Origin of the sequence: Mesorhizobium sp. GbtcB19, assembly GCF_019091085.1 — a bacterium.
In the GTDB taxonomy this organism is placed as follows: Bacteria; Pseudomonadota; Alphaproteobacteria; order Rhizobiales; family Rhizobiaceae; genus Mesorhizobium.
Genome location: NZ_JAGXJY010000018.1, coordinates 16,499 through 34,784 on the forward strand (window position 1 = coordinate 16,499; position 18,286 = coordinate 34,784).

General features: G+C 66.6%; 13 protein-coding genes. 2 read left to right on the forward strand and 11 right to left on the reverse strand.

Translation table 11 applies throughout. The annotated features are described in order from the left end of the window. Positions 1 to 3: 3 nt before the first annotated feature. The 11 genes from KVT37_RS25015 to KVT37_RS25065 form a co-directional block, all read right to left on the reverse strand. The gene (locus tag KVT37_RS25015; RefSeq protein WP_217577685.1) at positions 4 to 1,440 is read right to left on the reverse strand and encodes a DUF5691 domain-containing protein; all 1,437 of its coding nucleotides are present in this window, start codon (positions 1,438 to 1,440) and stop codon (positions 4 to 6) included. Next, positions 1,437 to 2,837 carry an SWIM zinc finger family protein gene (locus KVT37_RS25020; RefSeq protein ID WP_217577686.1) on the reverse strand — a complete coding sequence of 467 codons (1,401 nt, stop codon included), beginning with the start codon at positions 2,835 to 2,837 and terminating at the stop codon, positions 1,437 to 1,439. The genes KVT37_RS25015 and KVT37_RS25020 overlap by 4 nt, the downstream gene beginning before the upstream one ends. 154 nt (positions 2,838 to 2,991) lie before the next feature. After that, positions 2,992 to 3,705, reverse strand: a complete 714-nt coding sequence (locus KVT37_RS25025; protein ID WP_217577687.1) for an ABC transporter ATP-binding protein — start codon at positions 3,703 to 3,705, stop codon at positions 2,992 to 2,994. Further along, positions 3,702 to 5,420 (reverse strand): ATP-binding cassette domain-containing protein, encoded by a 1,719-nt coding sequence (locus KVT37_RS25030; RefSeq protein ID WP_217577688.1) that lies wholly within the window; start codon positions 5,418 to 5,420, stop codon positions 3,702 to 3,704. Before KVT37_RS25030 ends, KVT37_RS25025 begins: the two co-directional genes overlap by 4 nt. Beyond that, on the reverse strand, positions 5,407 to 6,276 hold the full coding sequence (locus KVT37_RS25035; RefSeq protein ID WP_217577689.1) for a branched-chain amino acid ABC transporter permease: 870 nt from the start codon (positions 6,274 to 6,276) through the stop codon (positions 5,407 to 5,409). Before KVT37_RS25035 ends, KVT37_RS25030 begins: the two co-directional genes overlap by 14 nt. A 145-nt stretch (positions 6,277 to 6,421) precedes the next feature. After that, positions 6,422 to 7,606: an ABC transporter substrate-binding protein gene (locus KVT37_RS25040; RefSeq protein WP_217577690.1), complete on the reverse strand. Its 1,185-nt coding sequence runs from the start codon at positions 7,604 to 7,606 to the stop codon at positions 6,422 to 6,424. A 36-nt stretch (positions 7,607 to 7,642) separates the two neighbouring features. Beyond that, complete coding sequence (locus tag KVT37_RS25045) at positions 7,643 to 8,731, reverse strand: GTP-binding protein (RefSeq protein WP_217577691.1); 1,089 nt, start codon at positions 8,729 to 8,731, stop codon at positions 7,643 to 7,645. Beyond that, the gene (locus tag KVT37_RS25050) at positions 8,718 to 10,382 is read right to left on the reverse strand and encodes an amidohydrolase (RefSeq protein ID WP_217577692.1); all 1,665 of its coding nucleotides are present in this window, start codon (positions 10,380 to 10,382) and stop codon (positions 8,718 to 8,720) included. Before KVT37_RS25050 ends, KVT37_RS25045 begins: the two co-directional genes overlap by 14 nt. 67 nt (positions 10,383 to 10,449) lie before the next feature. Beyond that, positions 10,450 to 11,223, reverse strand: a complete 774-nt coding sequence (locus KVT37_RS25055; RefSeq protein WP_217577693.1) for an SDR family NAD(P)-dependent oxidoreductase — start codon at positions 11,221 to 11,223, stop codon at positions 10,450 to 10,452. After that, on the reverse strand, positions 11,220 to 12,017 hold the full coding sequence (locus tag KVT37_RS25060; RefSeq protein ID WP_217577694.1) for an SDR family oxidoreductase: 798 nt from the start codon (positions 12,015 to 12,017) through the stop codon (positions 11,220 to 11,222). The genes KVT37_RS25055 and KVT37_RS25060 overlap by 4 nt, the downstream gene beginning before the upstream one ends. A gap of 3 nt (positions 12,018 to 12,020) precedes the next feature. Next, positions 12,021 to 13,415 carry a transaminase gene (locus KVT37_RS25065; protein WP_217577695.1) on the reverse strand — a complete coding sequence of 465 codons (1,395 nt, stop codon included), beginning with the start codon at positions 13,413 to 13,415 and terminating at the stop codon, positions 12,021 to 12,023. 158 nt (positions 13,416 to 13,573) lie between these two features. On the opposite strand from KVT37_RS25065, the gene KVT37_RS25070 reads away from it, so the two are divergent. Then, the gene (locus KVT37_RS25070) at positions 13,574 to 14,320 is read left to right on the forward strand and encodes an IclR family transcriptional regulator (protein WP_217577696.1); all 747 of its coding nucleotides are present in this window, start codon (positions 13,574 to 13,576) and stop codon (positions 14,318 to 14,320) included. A gap of 426 nt (positions 14,321 to 14,746) precedes the next feature. Further along, the gene (locus tag KVT37_RS25075) at positions 14,747 to 18,151 is read left to right on the forward strand and encodes an acyl-[ACP]--phospholipid O-acyltransferase (RefSeq protein ID WP_217577697.1); all 3,405 of its coding nucleotides are present in this window, start codon (positions 14,747 to 14,749) and stop codon (positions 18,149 to 18,151) included. The last annotated feature ends 135 nt before the right edge of the window (positions 18,152 to 18,286 follow it).

The window sequence follows — 18,286 nt, forward strand, 5'->3', positions numbered from 1 at the left end:
TGATCACTTGGTTGGATTTTCGGTCAGTGCCGCGTTGAGCCGCAGCAGGCCGAGCGATGGGGATGCGGGCGGCAGGCCGGCGGCGACGACCTCGCCGATCAATTTTTCCGCCGCCACAGGATTGGCCAGAAAGCCCAGGGTTTCGAGATGTTGCTCGGCGTTTCGTTTGATGACGTCGTTGTCACCCGAGAAGGCGGACCGCAGCGCTAAAAGCGTCTTGCCTTTCGCGAGGTCGCCCCACTCCAGCCAGCCTGCCTCAGCGCCCTCGACCATGTTGAGAGCGGCCAGGTTTTGCGCATCATTCAGGATCTGCCTGATCAGATCTCGCTTCCTGCCGCTGTCCAAACGCAGCATGAGCTGGAGGGCGAGATGCGCCAGCCTGCCGCCAGCGGCGACAAGCAGATCCGCCAAACTGGCCACCGCCGCATCGCCGCCGGACACCGAGACCATTCGGACCAGAAAGAGATCGGCACCGTCATCAACGCCGAACTGCCATGCGCCGATGAAATCGGGCTCCGTCTTGCCGAAGCGGGCGACGAGATCGCCGAAGTAACAGGTGGCGAACAAGTCGGCGCGACGTGCCTGTTGCGCCTGTGACTTGGGTTTTATCGGCGAATAGGTGGTGCGGCGGCGGATGAAACCGGATTTGCCTTCCTCGATGAAAGCGGCGAGCTCGGCTACGGGGTCTTCCGACCCGCCGCTAGCCGGATTGCCGTGCTCCCCCAACCTTGCCAGCAGCCTGCCCGCCATTTCGCGCACTTTCCCCGAGCGGTCGGCGGAGAGGCTTTTCAGGAACGGAACGTCGTCGGCCCCCAGGCCGATGCGCATGAGCTCGATAAGCGCAAGCCTGACCTCGGCGGATTCGCTTGCTCCTTTTGTCTCGATAAGGGTCCGCGCCAATGCGGGCGCGGAGCGCCGCAAACCGATCAGCGCGCCACGGCGCGCGGCTGGATAGAAATCGTCCCAGCTTTCCGCCGTCAGGTGCTCGCGTCGGGATTGTTTGCCGCTGTCCGCGCCTGCCTGCCAGTCGACCCAGGGAGCATAGACCTCCGGACTTTCCTGAGATGACGCGGTGGGCATCCAATCCATCGGGTGCAGCACGAAGCCCCGGCTGGCGACGAGCGTGGCCACGCGAGTCTTGAGCCTTGCATCGGCTGCATATTTCAATGCGGCGCGCAGCGACGGCCGCAGCCGTTCGGGGAGCACCGGCCAAGCCAGCACCGGCAGCGGCGGGCGCTGCTTCAAGGTTTTCGGCGCCGCGGGGCGAAGCGCGACATCCAGCGCCTGCGCGGCGATGGCCAAAAGCCGCCGCTCCTGTTCGTCCGGGCTGGCAGCCGCGGCGACTTCCTTCCATTCGGCGGGAGCCAGTTCGAATGCGGCGCCCCCCGAAATCCAGCCGTCGCGCAGTCTCGCCAGCCCTGCCTGATCGAGCTCGTTCATGACAGATCGAGCCTCCCCATGCTGCTTTGCGACGCCAGAAGCTCGAGCCTGGCGCCGTTCCAGAGTGCTGCCGTCGCCGCGAGATCGAGGCCGAGCAAAGTCTGGTTGACGGAGCCCGCGACAGGCAGGGCAATGCCATGCGGATCGCTTGCCGCCTGCCACCAGGCGCTATCCTTTTCGTCCAGCGCGATCGCGCCGGCCGGCAGGATGACCGGACAGTCGGACAGCCATGGCGCATCATCCTGGAAGGCGGCATAGGCGGCCAGCGGATCGCCGGCCGCGTCCGCAGCGAAATCGGGCCAATTGCCCGGCGACGCGTCGCCCAGCCGTTCCGCGACCAGCGCGCGCAGCGGATTGCGCGACGGATAGAATACCAGCTTCGCCTTGAAACGGTCGCCCGGCGCAAAGGCGCCGGAGCGCCGCCCTGCCGAAGCCGGGAAGAAGTCGAGCAGCACCGCAAATCGCGGCGCCGTGCTTTTCAGGTCGAGCAGCCAGGTCGCGTGGCTGACGAGGCCGTCGCGGCGGGTCTCGATCTTTTCGCCGAGCACTTCCCAATCGCTCTCGACCTGGAGGGCATCCGGATTGGCGAGAATCTGGTCGCGCGTCTCGGATGTCGAGACCAGACGCTTCAGCTCGGCATCGTCGGGCGCGGCGCGCCAGGCCTTGGCGAGCAGCACCAGCTTGCCCAGCTCGCGGATCGCGGCGTCCGGCCGCTCCTCGCTGCGCAGCGCCATCAGCTTCGCGGGCAATTCGTCGATGCGGCCGGCCAGCGCCGTCGCCTTCAGGTCGACAAGCCGTGCCGCGATGCGGCGGCAGCGCTCGCTCGAGGCATCGACGAAGCCGGCCAGGCCGAGCCGAAGCTGGTCGGCGATCCACTGGTCGAGCTCGTCGAGCGCTGCCGAAACTGCACTGCGCGTGTCCTCGGCCCGCTTGCGTTGCGCCGCCTCGCGGCGTTCGGCGGCCCCGGCGTCCTCGACCGGCGCGCTTTCCGCGGGCCGCGACGCCTCGTCGATGCTTTTGCCTTCGGAGTTGGCTGCCGCCGGTGTTGGAGATTGGCCAGGCTTGCGGCGCCGGCCGAGCCAATCATTGACCCAGTCCGGCGTCTGGTCGACGCGCACGAAGCTGTCGGCTGCCGTGGCGCCGATCCAGGCCAGCGCCAATATGTGCTTGCAGGGAAATTTTCGCGACGGACATGTGCATTTGTAGCCGTGATCGGAGGTATCGAACGCGACGCGGTAGGGATTCGAGCCCGAGCCCTGGCATTCGCCCCAGATCAGCGGCAGCTGCTCATGCGCTTCGAGCCGGGGCCAGTTCGACCGCTTGGTCAGCTTGGCGGCAGCGCCAAGCGAGGCCTGATCGGGGGCCAAAGCCTCGATTGTTTTCAAATCCAGCTGCAAGCCGCGCGCCTCTCACCACCCCGAAGCATGATGTCGCGACGATTGATAGCCGTTTGCGGCGCGCTGGTGTAGCTCCAGCCGCGGCAAAATGAAGGCCTTGTCTAACGTTCCGTTATCCTCCTGACAAAGCAGCGTCAGCTGCTTCTTCGGGCCGTCAGGCCGGCACAGCGCTTTCCGCCCCACCGAGATAGAGCCGATGCAGCTCGTCCGGCGATTGCCTGAGCTTCGCGCAGTCGCCGTCATAGACGGCGCGGCCGCGGCGCATGACATAGGCGCGGTTGCCGATCGACAGCGCAAGCGCCGCGAACTGCTCGACCAGCACCACGGCCAGGCCGCCATCGGCGAGCTTGCGCACCGCCGTCATCAACCGCGTGACGATGACCGGGGCGAGACCGGCGGACATCTCGTCGATCAAAAGCACCTTCGGGCGGGTGAGAAGCGCACGCGCAATCACCAGCATCTGCTGCTCGCCGCCGGAAAGCAGGCTCGCCTTCACCGCGCGGCGCTGCACCAGCTCGGGAAACAGCGCATAGGCTTCCGCGATGTCGGCACCGGGATGCAGGCTGACGCGCAAATTCTCTTCGGTCGTGAGCTGGCGGAAGACGGTGCGGCCCTGCTCGACATGGGCAAGGCCCTCGCGCGAGCGGGCGCCAGGACGCGCCTTCTGCAATTCACGGCCATCGATGGCGATGGTGCCGCCGGCAACCGGGATGATGCCCGACAGGCCTTCGAGCAGCGTCGTCTTGCCGGCGCCGTTGGCGCCCAACACGACGCTGATCGCGCCGCTCTCCGCGACGAGATCGACCGCGGTGACGACGGGCAGCTCGGCGCGGTTGATCGACATGTTGGAAACGACGAGCCTGCTCATGCCGCCACGCTCTCTTCCTCGATGCCGAGATAGGCCTTCTTCACCGCGCGCTCGCTGAGCACCTTGGCCGGCGGGCCGGAAGCGATGACCTGGCCGAAGTCGAGCACGGTGACCTCCGAGCAGACCGCCCGTACCAGATCCATATCGTGCTCGACCAGAAGCACCGCCGAGCCGAACAGTTTCGGGATTTCGGCGATCCGCCGTCCAAGCCGCAGCGTCTCCTCATGCGACTGACCGGCAGCCGGCTCGTCGAGCAGCACCACGGCCGGGCGAGCGGCGACGACGCCGGCGACATCGAGCAGCCGCCTGGTGCCGGCATCGACCGAAGCAACCAGCGTGTCGGGATGCGGACAGTCGAGCCAGTCGAGGATCGCCCTGGTCTCGCCCGCCGACAGGCCCCTGGCCGCCAAAGCCAGATAGCCGCCGACAGTCAGCTCCGGCGCGATGCGGTTGGTCTGCCAAGTGCGGCGCACGCCTTCGCGGGCACGCAGATGCGCCGGCACGCCTTCGAGCGGCTTGCCGCCCAGTCGCACGCTGCCCTGATAGGAAGGCAGGAAGCCAGCGACCGCATCGATGAAGGTCGACTTGCCGGCGCCGTTGGGGCCGATCAGCCCGGCCACGGTGCCGGCGGCAACGCTCAGGCTGACATTGTTCAGCGCGACCACGCTGCCATAGCGCACCGTCAAACCCTCTATGGTAAGCGCCGGCCCGGCGACACGCTCGATTGCCGCCGGCAGACCCGCGACAGACGCGGCAGCTGCTTTCGGCGCTCGCGCCGGCAGCAGCTTGCGGAACTGGCGACGGAAGGTCTCGCTCATCGTCTCGCCGGTCGACAGAGCCTGGGTGGCGCCGATGGCGAAGAGCACGTTGCCGATGTCCTGCGGCCAGTCGAGCCGGCGCAGGATTTCCGGGAACATGACGACGAGCAGGCCGCCGATGATCGCGCCCTCGGCGAAATGCGCGCCGGTCATCACCGACACCGCATAGAGCGAGAGCGACTGCATCATGCTGAAATTCTCGGCGACCAGCGTACCGAGATAGCCGGCAAGCAGGCCGCCGGAAATGCCGGCGACAAAGGCGCTCAGCGCGAAGGCCGAGAGCTTGGCGGTGGCGATGCTGACGCCATGCGCGGCGGCGGCACGTTCCGAGTGGCGCACGGCCAGCCAGGACGCGCCGAGCCGCGAGCGGCTGATGAATTCCAGCGCCGCGGCGATCGCCACGTAGAACAGCAGCACGAAGACGAAATAGCCCTCGTCGCTGTCGAACAGTTCCGGCCTCGGCACCTGCAGGAAATCGGTCTGGCCGGGATAGGTCATGGTGGCGAGAATGGTGTCGAAGGCGGTGGCGAAGGAGAGCGTGACGATGGCGAGGTTGATGCCGCGCAGCCTGAGCGCCGGCAGACCGATGGCAACGCCGAACGGCACAGCCGCCAAGCCGCCGACCAGGATCCACGCCGCAAGGCCGCCAGGCGCCTCGGCGAGGTTGAGATAGCCGACGGTCCATGCGCCGACGCCGGCGAAGGACATCTGGCAGAGCGCGATCATGCCGGTGCGGCCGGCGACGAGGCCGAGGCTCTGCAAGGCGACGCCGGTGATCAGCACCGAGGTTGCCAGGAACACCCAATAGGAGGGCAGCAGGCCGGCATAGGCGACGCCGCCGGCGACCAGCGCCAAGACGGTAAGGGTCAACGAGGCTCGAAGACTAGCGCGCTTCATCCCAACGGGCCTCCCGCTGCGACCAGAGGAGAACGGCGAGCACCACCAGGAAGGGAATGGCGCTGCGGTACTGGCTGACAGAGTCGATAGAGCTTGCCAGCCCTTCGACGATGCCGAGCGCGATGCCGCCGGCAAGCGTCCACCAGAAGCTGCGGAAGACGCCGATGAGCGCCGCGGCAAGCGCCGGCACCACGAGCAGGCTGAGCGTCATGAAGTTCGGCGAGCGCTGCGGCGCGATGATCATCAATGCGAAAGTGGTGAAGGCGCCGGTCATGCCCCAGACCAGCAGCGACAGGAGCTGCACGCGCACGCCGAGCAGCTCCGCTGCCATCGGCCGGTCGGCCAGCGCGCGCAGGTTGAGACCAATTTTGGTGCGGTTGAGGAAGAGGTCGGAGAGGATGGTGAACAGCACTGCCAGGCCGATGGTGAGCACCGAGGCGATGGTCACCTCGACGCCGGCGAGACGAAAGGCGGAGCCCGGAAACAGATCCGGCATGTTATGCGGATGCTGGCCGCCGGTGAGACGAAGACCTACGGCGATCAGGCCGACGAGCAGCGCCACCGTCACCGCCGCCTTGGTCGAGGCGCTCGCCTCGCCGAACCACCTGGTCATGATGTAGCCGATGGCGACGCCGGTCAGCGTGCCGGCCGCGATGCCCGCCAGCACCGAGGGCCAGATGGGGAAGCCCGCCTCGAACAGCGCGATCAGCACGAAGGTGCCGGCGGTACCGATCGCGGCTCCAGTGAAGTTCACCACGGCGACGAGCCGGTAGGTGAAGACGGCGCAGACGCCGAGCAGGGCGTAGGTGCCCCCGGCCGTCAGTCCCGCCACGGCGGATGTGAGTAGAGCGTTCATTTTTTCCCAATCCGGAAGCGAGCCGGCATCGGCCCTGATATCTGTCGAGGTCGGCGCCGCCCCTCATTGTCCTGCCGGACATTTCTCCCCGTGAACGGGGAGAAAGGGCTGGTTACAAGGGGCAGCGCCGACGCCCGGGAGGACCTCACTTGGCCTGCGGCAGCACGATCCAGTCCGGCGTCTCGACCTTCCAGGCGCCAGACTCGAGCTTCATCACCTTGGTGGCCTGCATCGGCGAATGCGTCTTGGCCTTGCCGAAGACGTAAGGCGAGCCGGCGAGCGGATTGCTGAGCGGCTGCATGTCGTGCAGCGCCTTCGCGACGCTTTCGCGCGTCACCTCGCCGTCGATCGAGGCGACCACCTTGAGGAACAATTCCGCAGCGAGGTAGCCGCCCTGCGAGAAGGCGGTGAGCGGCCGGTTTGCCTTCTGCATGTCGGCAATCCACTGCGCGTTCGCGGCCGAGTTCTTCTCGGTATAGGGCTCCCATTCGGTGCCGACATAGATCGGCTGCTTGGTGTCGGCCAGCGCCTTGGCGACCTGCTCGGTGTAGCCGGGCGCCAGGAACAGCCAGTTGATGCCGGTGATCTTCTGCGCATCGACAGTCTTGATCAGCTGCACCACCTGCGGCTCGACCTGGTTGGTCAGCACCGCGTCGCAGCCGGCGTCGCGCGCCTTGATGACATAGGGCGTCAGATCGCCCTGGAAGGGCAGCGTCAGGTCGATCAGGTGGATTTTCTGGCCGCTGATCTTCTCCCAGTTCTCGATCGCCTTCTTATATGCCTCCTGGGTACCGCCGATGATGATGAAGAAGGCGCAGAGCTTTTTCGTCTTCAGCTCGTTGGTGGCGTAGTAGGCCATCGCCGTCGACAGCGTGTATGGCCCGACATTGACGGGCGAGACGTTGGGCGAGGAGAAGCAGGCGGCGTCGACGCCGAGACCCTGTACCGAAAGGATCTTCTTGCGGCTGTAGGTGGCGGAGTTGACCGCGCAATCGAGCAGGCTCGCCGAGCCGACCAGCGCCACGGCCTCCTTGTTGTCGATCAGGTCGCGCGCGGCTTGCGCGGCCACCGCCGGATCGGCCTTGTCGTCGGCGATGGTGTAGTCGATCTTGCAGCCATTGATGCCGCCCGCCGCATTGACGGCATCGAAGGCGGCCTGCGTTGCCTTGGGCACTTCGCTGAAATCAGCCGGGCCTGTAACCGTCGACACAGCGCCGACCTTGATGGCGCCGTCCTTGCAGGTCGGGCCGGCGGCGGACGCCGTGCCGGCTACGGCGGCAAGCCCGATGGAGGCCAATGCCGCCGCGAGCAGTCTCGATTTCCAATGCATGTTCACTCTCCCATTTTTGTCATGCGTTGTTTGGTTTCAGGCGGCGGCGAGCGTCGGCGGCGCGATGCTCGCGGCGTCGATCGCCGCGAACTTCACCAGCGTGCGCGCGATGGTCTCGCGCTCGATGTCGCGGACGATGAACACCAGGCGGGTGCGGCGGTCCGCTGACGGCCAGCGATCGAGCCGCGCCGGCGGATGAAAGACATGCTGGACGCCGTGCAGCACCAGCGGCCGCTCCGGCTCGTCCGTGACATGCACGAGGCCCTTGAAACGCAGCAGGTCCTCGCCCTTCAGCGCAGCGACATAGTCGAGCCAGCGGGCGAAGGCGCGCCACTCGACCGGCTTGTCGATGATGAAGCTGAATGATTGGATGCCGTGATGGGTGTCGTGATGATGAACGTGACCATGATGACAATCCGGTCCGCAGTCATGGTCGTGATGCGCGGCGGCTTCCAGCCGCATGGCGATGTGGTTCACATCCGCCGCAGCATCGGCGGACAGACTCGCCAGCAGATCGAGTTCGACTTCGCCGTTTCGAGCAATGGTTTGCTCGACGGCTGGCGCTAGATGCTCCAGTCGGTGCCCGAGATCGCGGAGCACTTCATCAGAGGCGAGATCGGTCTTGGTGATCAGCAGTCGGTCGGCGACCGCCACCTGCTTCGCCGCTTCGGAATGGCGGTCAAGCGTCGCCGCGCCATTCACCGCATCGACGGTGGTGACGACGCTTCCGATGCGAAAGCGAGTCATGAGCTCGGTTTCGGCCATCAGCGTATGCAGGATCGGCGCCGGGTCGGCGAGCCCGGTCGTTTCGATGATCACCTGCGAGAGCGGCGGCGTTTCGCCGACACTGCTCCTACGGGAGAGTTCCTTCAGCGTGGTGATGAGATCGCCGCGCACCGTGCAGCAGACGCAGCCATTGTCGAGCAGCGTGAACTGCTCTTCGCTGGCCTCGATCAGCAGATGGTCGAGCCCGACGGCGCCGAACTCGTTGACGATGACGGCGGCACCTGCCAGCGACGGCTGGCGCAGCAGGCGGTTGAGCACCGTCGTCTTGCCACTGCCCAGGAAGCCGGTGAGGACCGTCACCGGGATCCTGGCGCCGCTCGCGGGATCAGGCGCGCTCATAGACCACCCTCCCCTCGAAATACGTCGTCAGCACTTTCGTGTCGGCGAGGTCTTCGGCCGGCGTCTCCAGCACGTTGCGGTCGAGCACGATGGGGTCGGCGGATTTGCCGACCTCGATCGAGCCGACGGTGTCGGCAAGGCCGATGGCGCGGGCGGAGTTGATGGTGAAGATCTCGAGCGCCGTGGCGACATCGATCGCCTGCTCCGGCCAGAGTGCGGCGCCGGGGAACTCGCCGCTCGGGTTGCGTCGCGTCACCAGGCCTTCGATGCCGTCCCACGGATCGGGGTTCGGCATCACCGGCCAGTCGGAACCGCCGGCCAGCAGCGCGCCGGCGGCGAGCAGGTCCCTGTTCGGCCAAAAGCGCAGCGCGCGCGCCTCGCCCATGGTCTGCTTGTGGCCTTCGAGGAAGCTCGTTGGATACCACAGGAAGGGCGAGAGATCGGCGACGACGCCGAGCTCGGCGAAACGGGCGATGTCGTCCGGCGCGATGTAGCTCGCATGCGCGATGTGGTGCATTGCCTTCGTCGGGCCGTTGAAGGAGCGCACGACGTCGATCGCATCCAGCGCCTGGCTGACGGCGGCATCGCCGGCGCAATGGATTTTGACGCCGAGGCCGAGCTTTTCGCATTTGCCGACCCAGCGGATCAGCTCCGGTACGGTGACGATGGTCGAGCCGCGGAAGCAGCAGCCGAGCACCGGATCCTTGGTGTAAGGCTCGTGGAAGGCGGCAGTGCGGGCGCCCGGCACGCCGTCGAGGAAAATCTTGACGAAATCCGGCTTGGCGTGGACGCCGCGATATTGCTCGCGCAGCGCGATCAGCGCGTCGCCGGCGATGCCGAACATGAAGGACGGCTCGACGGCGGGCATCGCAGAGACCGACCAGGCGGTGAGCTCGCCGCGATCGTCTAGGCCTTTCAGGGCCGCCAGGATCGGCTGCATGGCGGCGGCGTCGAGGAATGCGGTGACGCCGTAGGAGTTGAGCGTCGCGATCGAGCGCGCCATCGCGGCGCGGTCCATCTCCTCGGTGTAATGGCCGGCTTGCGCGATGGTGCGCTCGACGATGCCGGCGGCGGATTCGATCATCATGCCGGTCAGCGCGCCGGTCGCCGGATCGCGGCCGATCGAGCCCTTCTCCGGATCGGGCGACGAAGCGGACAGGCCGGCGAGAACGAGCGCTTGCGAGTTGACCCAGCGGTTGTGATAGGTGTCGTCGCGCAGCATCACCGGCCGGCCCTGGCTGACGCGGTCGAGCGCCGCCAGCGCCTCCAGCCGGTTGAGCTTCGGCAAGAGATCGCTGCCCCATTGGCCGCCGATGATCCAGGAACCTTCCGGCGCCTTGCCGGCCGCCTCGCCGACGCGCGCGATCAGCGTCTCGAAGCTCGCGGTCGGCGGGAAGCGCAATTCGAAAAGCTCGGCCTGGCCGCCCATCATCAGATGCGCATGCACGTCGACGATGCCCGGCATCGTCGTCGCGCCCTTGAGGTCGACGACGCGCGTGGCCGCGCCTGTCAGTGCGGCGACATCAGCGCCCTCGCCGACCGCGACGATCCGGCCCCCCTTGACGGCAACGGCCGAAGCCCAGGGCCGCTTGCGGTCGAGCGTGTAGATGCGGCCATTGGTGAGAACCAGGTCGGCACTTCTGTCGGGCATTCTTATCTCCTCCTCTCCCGTACGTCGGCGCCTCCACGCCGGCCGGACAGGCCAATTTCAGGTCACGTCACACCGCCCTGTTCTGTGTCGGCGCGCGGCCGCCGCCATCCGCCACCAGCACCGCGCCGGTGACGAAGGACGCTTCGTCCGACGCAAGGAACAGGCAGCAGGAGGCGATCTCTTCAGGCTCGGCGACGCGCCGCAGCGCGATGCGGTTGGTAAGTGCCGCGAACTCGTCCTCCGGCGTCGAGCCATTGGCGCTTGCGGCGACCTTCATCTCGTAGACGCTCATCGGCGTACGCACCCAGCCGGGCGCCACCGCGTTGGCGCGGATGCCGTCCGGGCCATGCGCGAAGGCGAGCGAGCGCGTGTAGGAGACGAGCGCCGCCTTGCTCGCCGAATAGGCGGCGTTCTGGCCGCTGGCGTTGAAGGCGCCGACCGAGGCGATGTTGACGATCGCGCCGCCGCGTTCCTTGAGCAGCGGCAGCGCCGCGCGGCACACCATCATCGAGCCGGTGACGTTGACGGCAAAGCTCTTCGCCCAGGTTTCGTCGCTCAGCGTCTCCGGCTCGTCGAGGATCATGACGCCGGCGGCGTTGACGACGATGTCGAGGCGGCTGCCGCAGGCATCGATGGCGCGGGCGATGTCGCCGGCATTGGTGATGTCGCCACGCACGGCAATGCCGCCGCTTGCCTTGGCGGCTTCCTCCAGCACGGCCTCGCCGTGACCGAAGGCGATGACCTTGGCCCCGTGGCGACCGAACAGTTCAGCCGTGGCGCGGCCCATGCCGGTGGCGGCGCCGGTCACCAGGGCCGTGCGGCCTTCGAGGCGGCGGCTCACGCGAGCCCCCAATGCCGCTCGACGGCGTAGCCGGTCTCGGGCAAGGTCGAGCCGCCGTCGACGACGATGGTCTGGCCTGTGGTGTATCTTGCCTGCTCCGAGGCGAGGTAGAGCATGGCGTAGGCGATGTCGTCGGCCTCGCCGAGGCGGCCCATCGGGATGAACCGCCCGAGTCGGTCCGCCACTTCCGGCTTGCTCATCGTGCCCCTGCCCGGCTTGGCGATGAAGCCCGGCTCGACGCCGTTGACGGTGATGCCGTCGCGGGCGAGCTCGAACGCGGCGCCACGGATGAAGGCGTTGACGCCTGCCTTGGCCGCCGAATAATGCGCGCCGCCGGCCATGGCCACCCGCGCCGATACCGATGAGGTGACAAGGATGCGGCCAAAGCCATTGGCGCGCATCGCCGGAGCCGCCGCCTGCGCCAGCCAGAAGCAGGCTTTCAGATTGACAGCCAGCGCCTCTTCGAGCTTGTCCTCGTCGAGCTCCTCGACCGAGGCCCAGGGGCAGCCGCCGGCATTGTGGACGACAATGTCGAGCCGGCTGGATTTGCGCACGATATCGCCGACGAGTGCGTGCAACGCTGCGCGGTCCAGCCCGGCAAGCGCGACGGCGCGGACGGAGAGGCCGCGCGTGGACAGCTCGGCGGCAAGCGCCTCCGCGATGTCGAGCGAGCGGTTGGCGATAACGACCGAGGCGCCGGCCTCGGCGAAGCGCGTGACGATTGCCGCACCGATGCCGCGCCCGCCACCGGTTACCAGCGCTGTCCTGTCCGTGAGGTCGAACGGGTTCGCCATGGCTCAGACGACGCCCGCGCCGCGGACGAGATCGACGAAACGGCCGAAGACTTCGGTGTGACGGTCGACATCGGCCGGCGACGTCGCCGGGCACATCAGGAACATGGTGTGGAACGGCGTCACCAATATGCCTTCGTTCATGTAGAAGGCGTGCAAAAGCGTCTCGAGATCGCCGCGCCGGCCGGCAATGACGTCGGCGCCGTTGCGGGGCGGATGCGGCATGAACATGATCTCGGCGCGGGCGCCGGTCTGCGTCACATGCCACGGCAAATCATTGGCGCGGATGATGCCCCACGCTGCGTCGGCAAGGCTCGTGGCGTTGGCGATCATCAGGTCGAAATTCGCCGGCGTCAGCACCTCTTCCAGCACCGCGCGCATGGTGGCGACGGTGAGCGCGTTGCCTGCCAGCGTGCCGCCGATGCCGAGATGCGCCGACTGGCGCACGCGCGGATTGACCATCGGCACGATCTTCCAGAGCCGCTCGGCGATCTCTTGGGAGACGCCGAAGATGCCGGCCGGAATGCCGCCGGCGATCGCCTTGCCGGCGACCAGAATGTCCGGCTCCAGACCATGCAGCGCGGTGTAGCCGCCAGGGCCGCTGGAGATGGTGTGCGTTTCGTCGATGATCAGCACCGTGCCGGTGCGGCGGGTGATCTCGCGCAGTGCGGTGTGGAAACCCTCGGCGACCGGGATCATGCCGAAATTGGTCATCAGCGGCTCGGTCAAAACGCAGGCGACGTCGCCATGCGACAGCGCTTCCTCGAGCGCCGCGACATCGTTGAACTCGACGACCCGGGAGACCGCGGAATGATCGACGCCGTTCGGGTGGATCATGTTGCGCAGGCCGACGCGCCCGTCGCGGATCTCGACATGCGCCTCCTCGACGCCGCCGTGATAGCAGCCGGAAAAGACCAGCACTTTCGGGCGACCGGTGATCATGCGGGCGATGCGGATGGCGCCGCGATTGGCGTCCGTGGCCGAGGTGGTCAGCGTCCAGTAAGGCAGGCCGAAGCGGCGCGCGAGCTCTGCGCCGACCCAGAGGCTGTCCTCGGTGGGCAGCATCATCGTGGTGCCGTTCTGCAACTGGTGGAGCGCCGCGCGCGTCACCGCCTCGGGCGCGTGGCCGCACATGCCGCCGGTGTCGCCCAGCGCGAAGTCGACATAGTCGTGGCCGTCGATGTCGCGGATATGCGCGCCGCGCGCCGAAGCGGCATAGACCGGGAAGCCGCCGGCCCAGCGGCGCATCCAGTGCGACGGTCCGCCATAGAGGAAATGCGTCTTGCCCTCCTCCCAGGCCGCCGCCGAGCGCGGATGCGTGGCGAGGAACCGCGCCTGCTCGCGGTCGAGCAGGCTGTCGATCGTTGCGGGTTGCGAAGCAGTCTTGCTGGCGGCCGTCACGGCGCTGAACTCTCCCTGGCGCGCAAAATTCCGGAGCGCATATCCGTTCCCAATCGGTTCACTATTTGAACCAGTGTTTTGTATGTTATAGACACACTGAAGGCAGGACGGGCGCCTGTCAAGTTAATTCACATGCGAAGTATCTCGGAGAATGGACGATGAGCACGGTGAGCAAGGCGGTGTCGCTGCTGGAGCTGTTCACACTGCATGAGCCTGAGATCGGGCTCTCCGATCTCGCCCGCCGCGCCGGGCTCGACAAGGCGACCGCCAGGCGCCTGTTGATGGCGCTTGCCGGTCACCGGCTGATCGAGCAGGAACCGAAGAGCCGCCGCTACCGGCTGGGCGCCGGTCTGTCGCGGCTCGCCCGTATCCGCGACGCGCATTTCCCCTTCGTGCGCCTCGCAGCACCTGTCATCCGCGAGTTGTCGCTCGAAACCGGCGAGACGGTGCATCTATCGGAATTCAGCGCCGGCGCGCTGCTGACGCTCCATGTCGAGCTGTCGGCCAAGGCCAACCGCGTCAATGTCGATGTCGGCCAGGTGCTGCCGCTGCATGGCACCGCCTCGGGGATCGCCTTCCTCGCCGCCTCGCGCCTGGAGGTGGTCAGCGCCTATCTCGAAAAGCCCCTGCAAGCCTTCACCGCGCATACAATGACTGGACCGGAGACTCTGGCCAAAGCCATCGCGTTTGCGGCAGCAAGCGGCTATTCGCGCAGTTCGCAGGGCTATGAGGAAGGCGTGCACAGCATCGGCGCCGCGATCCTTGGCGCCGACGGCCAGCCGGTCGGCACGCTGTCGGTCGCCTCGCCCGTCTCGCGCATCGACGATGCGATCGCGGCCAGCCAGGGCGAAGCGGCCGTCAGAGCGGCAAGGATGATCTCCGCGCGACTGACCGGCGAGGGGTGAGGCGCCCCAAGCGCCGGAAGCCGCCGGCCCCTGCCTTTCGTCATTTTTAACCTACCGGTCCAGTTTGTGAACATCGTTCATTTTTCTCTTGAACGCCGTTCACGATGTGCTATGGTGCGCTTGTGAACAACGTTCAAGAGAATGTATCCGGTCTGAAACAAGCCTGCGCCGACGCAGCCTAAGCCTGAAACGAAAGGACCATATCGATGCTGACCGACAGCCATGCCCGCAAATATTCGAGCGCCTGCAAGCCCTGGAGACCGATCGCGGACGACAGATGCGGGGCGCCGAGGGCAAGAAACAAATGGATTGGAATAAATCGCAGTAACGAAGTTTAACCGCTTCCCGATAAACAAGGCTCAAACCGCGCAAGTGCACGCTCAGTCCGCTCGGATTGCCAGGCGGCCTTGCCCAATGGAAATTGCCATGAACACCCATCTGATGATGTCGCGGCGCTTCGCGCCTCTCTTCTGGACGCAATTCCTCTCGGCCTTCAACGACAACTTCCTGAAGAACACGCTGGTGTTCCTCATTCTCTTCACGCTGGCGAAGGACCAGGCCGCTTCGCTGGTGACGCTGGCCGGCGCCATTTTCATGGCCCCCTTCCTGCTGCTTTCGGCGCTGGGCGGCGAGATCGCCGACCGCTTCGACAAGGCGCTGATCGCACGCCGGCTGAAATTCACCGAGATCGCCGCGGCCGCCGTCTCGGTCGCCGGCATCGCGCTGTCGTCGATCCCGGTGCTGATGACGGCGCTCTTGATGTTCGGCATCATCTCGGCGCTGTTCGGGCCGATCAAATACGGCATCCTGCCGGATCACCTGGAGCGCAAGGAACTGCCCAAGGCCAATGCCTGGATCGAGTCGGCGACCTTCGCCGCGATCCTGGGCGGCACCATCGCCGGCGGCGTCGTCTCCGCCGACGGCATCGGCGTCACGGTGTTCGGGCCGATCATGATGGCTTTGGCCGTCGCCTGCTGGCTTGCCAGCCGCTACATCCCTTCCACCGGCTCGGCCGCCCCCAACCTCGTCATCGACAAGAACATCTTCCGTTCGACGTGGCGGCAGGTCGCCGACTTGCGAACCGACACGCGCATCTGGCGCGCCGGCCTGATGACCTCGTGGTTCTGGCTGGTCGGCGCCATCGTGCTGTCGATCCTGCCGACGATGATCAAGGATTCGCTCGGCGGCAACGAGATCGCGGTCACCGCCTATCTCGCCGTGTTCGCCGTCTCCATCGCCATCGGCTCGGCCATCGCCGCCTGGATGTCGCAGGGCCGTATGGTGCTGCTGCCGGCGCCCGTCGGCACGGCGCTGCTCGCGCTGTTCGGCCTGCATCTGGCCTGGACCATCTGGAGCATGCAGCCTTCGCCCAAGACCGAGACGCTTGCCGCTTTCTTCGCCGGCCCGAACACCATCCGTGTCGCCATCGACCTCGCCGGCATGGCGATTGCCGCCGCCTTCCTGGTGGTGCCGACCTTCGCCGCCGTGCAGGCCTGGTCGCCGGAGGCGCGCCGCGCCCGTGTCGTCGCCGCGGTCAGCATCGTCAATGCCGGCTTCATGACGGTTGGCAGCATCCTCGTCGCGGCCATCCAGGCCGCGGGCGTCTCGATCGCGGGCATCCTGTTCGGCCTCGTCGTGGCCAACGCCATCGCGGCCTGGCTGATGCTGAAATTCCTGCCGACCAATCCGTTCCGCGACTTCGTCTCGATCCTGTTCCGCGCCTTCCTGCGGCTGGAGGTCGAGGGGCTGGACAACCTCAAGGCGGCCGGCAAGGCGCCGATCCTGGCGCTCAACCATGTCAGCTTCCTCGACGGCCCGCTGGCGCTGACGCTGACCGACGAGGAGCCGGTCTTCGCCATCGACTACACGATCGCGCAGGCATGGTGGATGAAGCCGTTCATGAAGCTCGCCCGCGCGCTGCCGCTCAATCCGGCCAAGCCGATGTCGACCCGCACGCTGATCAAGATCGTGCAGGGCGGCGATCCGCTGGTCATCTTCCCGGAGGGACGCATCACCGTCACCGGCGGCCTGATGAAGGTCTATGACGGCGCCGCCATGGTTGCCGACAAGACCGGCTCGATGGTGGTGCCGGTGCGCATCGACGGGCTGGAGAAGAGCTACTTCTCGCGGCTCTCCTCGCAGCATGTGCGTCGTCGCCTGTTCCCGAAGGTCAAGGTGACCATCCTGGAGCCGGTGAAGCTCGAAGTTCAGCAGGAGCTGAAGGGCCGCCAGCGCCGTGCAGCCGCGGGCTCCGCGCTCTACCAGGTGATGTCGGACCTCGTCTTCCGCACCCAGGACATCGACAAGACGGTGCTGGAGAAGATCATCGAGACGGCGCATGAGCGCGGCATGAAGGAGCTCGCCGTCCAGGATCCGGTCACCGGTTCGCTGAGCTACGGCAAGCTGCTGACGGCCGCCGCGGTGCTCGGCGAGAAGTTCGAGCACCTCTATGCCGGGCAGCAGACGCTGGGCATCATGCTGCCCAACGCCAACGGCGCCTGCGCTGCGCTGCTCGGCGTCATGTCGGCCGGCAAGGTTCCGGCGATGATCAACTTCACCGCCGGCGCCGCCAACATCCTCTCGGCCTGCAAGGCGGCCGAAGTGCGCACCGTGCTCACCTCGCGCGCCTTCGTCGAACAGGCAAAGCTCGGTCCGGTAGTCGAGGAGATCGGCCGTTCGGTCGACATCGTCTGGCTCGACGATTTACGCGCCACCATCGGCCTCAAGGACAAGCTGCTCGGCCTGTTGCGCAAGTCGACGCCGCGGGTGGCGCGCAAGGCGGACGATCCGGCCGCGATCCTGTTCACCTCGGGCTCGGAAGGCACGCCGAAGGGCGTGGTGCTCACCCACCGCAACATCCTGGCCAATGCCGCCCAGGCCGCCTCGCGCATCGACTTCCATTCGGGCGACAAGGTGTTCAACGTGTTGCCGATCTTCCACTCCTTCGGCATGACGGCGGGCACGATGCTGCCGCTGATCTCGGGCGTGCCTGTCTATTTCTACCCCTCGCCGCTGCACTACCGCATCGTGCCGGAACTGATCTACGCCTCGAACGCCACGATCATCTTCGGCACCGACACCTTCCTGTCGGGCTATGCTCGCACGGCGCATCCTTACGACTTCCGTTCGGTGCGTTACTGTTTCGCCGGCGCCGAGCCGGTGAAGGCGGCGACGCGCACGATCTATATGGAGAAGTTCGGCCTGCGCATCCTGGAAGGCTACGGCGTGACCGAAACCGCGCCGGTGATCGCCATCAACACGCCGATGTACAACAAGTCGGGCAGCGTCGGCAAAATCATGCCCGGCATGGAGTACCGGCTGGAGCCGGTGCCAGGCGTCGACGAAGGCGGGCGGCTGTTCGTGCGTGGACCGAACGTCATGGCAGGCTATCTGCGGGCCGAAAATCCCGGCGTGATCGAGCCGCTGGCCGATGGCTGGCATGACACAGGCGATGTCGTCACCGTCGACGATGCCGGCTTCATCTCGATCCGCGGCCGCGCCAAGCGCTTTGCCAAGATCGCCGGCGAGATGGTGTCGCTGGCCGCGGTCGAGGCGCTGGCCGGCGAGCTCTGGAAAGGCTCGCTGTCGGCGGTCGCCACCTTGCCCGATGCGCGTAAGGGCGAGAAGCTGATCCTCATCACCGAAGCGCCGAAAGCCACGCGCGCGGAGTTCCTCGCCTTCGCCAAGGTAAACGGCGCCATGGATCTGATGGTGCCGGCCGAAGTGCGCGTGGTGCCGAAAGTGCCGGTACTCGGTTCCGGCAAGCTCGACTTCGCCGGCGTCACCCGCATGGTGCGCGGCCCCGAAGAGCTGAAGGTCAAGGCCGCCTGACGAGGACAAGCGAACGGGCCGGCGCGAAACGCCAGCCTGTTCATTGCTCATCTCCACCGTTGCGGTGGAGATGATTAGCATGTTAACTTCCTTTTCGGTTGCAGCGGCTCCGCCGTTGCGTCTCAATCCCGCGAA

Bases quoted from the DNA above. Each gene is read 5' to 3' on its own strand.
- KVT37_RS25015 (WP_217577685.1), bottom strand. From the start codon at position 1,440: ATGAACGAGCTCGATCAGGCAGGGCTGGCGAGACTGCGCGACGGCTGG.
- KVT37_RS25025 (WP_217577687.1), bottom strand. From the start codon at position 3,705: ATGAGCAGGCTCGTCGTTTCCAACATGTCGATCAACCGCGCCGAGCTG.
- KVT37_RS25030 (WP_217577688.1), bottom strand. From the start codon at position 5,420: ATGAAGCGCGCTAGTCTTCGAGCCTCGTTGACCCTTACCGTCTTGGCG.
- KVT37_RS25035 (WP_217577689.1), bottom strand. From the start codon at position 6,276: ATGAACGCTCTACTCACATCCGCCGTGGCGGGACTGACGGCCGGGGGC.
- KVT37_RS25040 (WP_217577690.1), bottom strand. From the start codon at position 7,606: ATGCATTGGAAATCGAGACTGCTCGCGGCGGCATTGGCCTCCATCGGG.
- KVT37_RS25045 (WP_217577691.1), bottom strand. From the start codon at position 8,731: ATGAGCGCGCCTGATCCCGCGAGCGGCGCCAGGATCCCGGTGACGGTC.
- KVT37_RS25050 (WP_217577692.1), bottom strand. From the start codon at position 10,382: ATGCCCGACAGAAGTGCCGACCTGGTTCTCACCAATGGCCGCATCTAC.
- KVT37_RS25060 (WP_217577694.1), bottom strand. From the start codon at position 12,017: ATGGCGAACCCGTTCGACCTCACGGACAGGACAGCGCTGGTAACCGGT.
- KVT37_RS25070 (WP_217577696.1), top strand. From the start codon at position 13,574: ATGAGCACGGTGAGCAAGGCGGTGTCGCTGCTGGAGCTGTTCACACTG.
- KVT37_RS25075 (WP_217577697.1), top strand. From the start codon at position 14,747: ATGAACACCCATCTGATGATGTCGCGGCGCTTCGCGCCTCTCTTCTGG.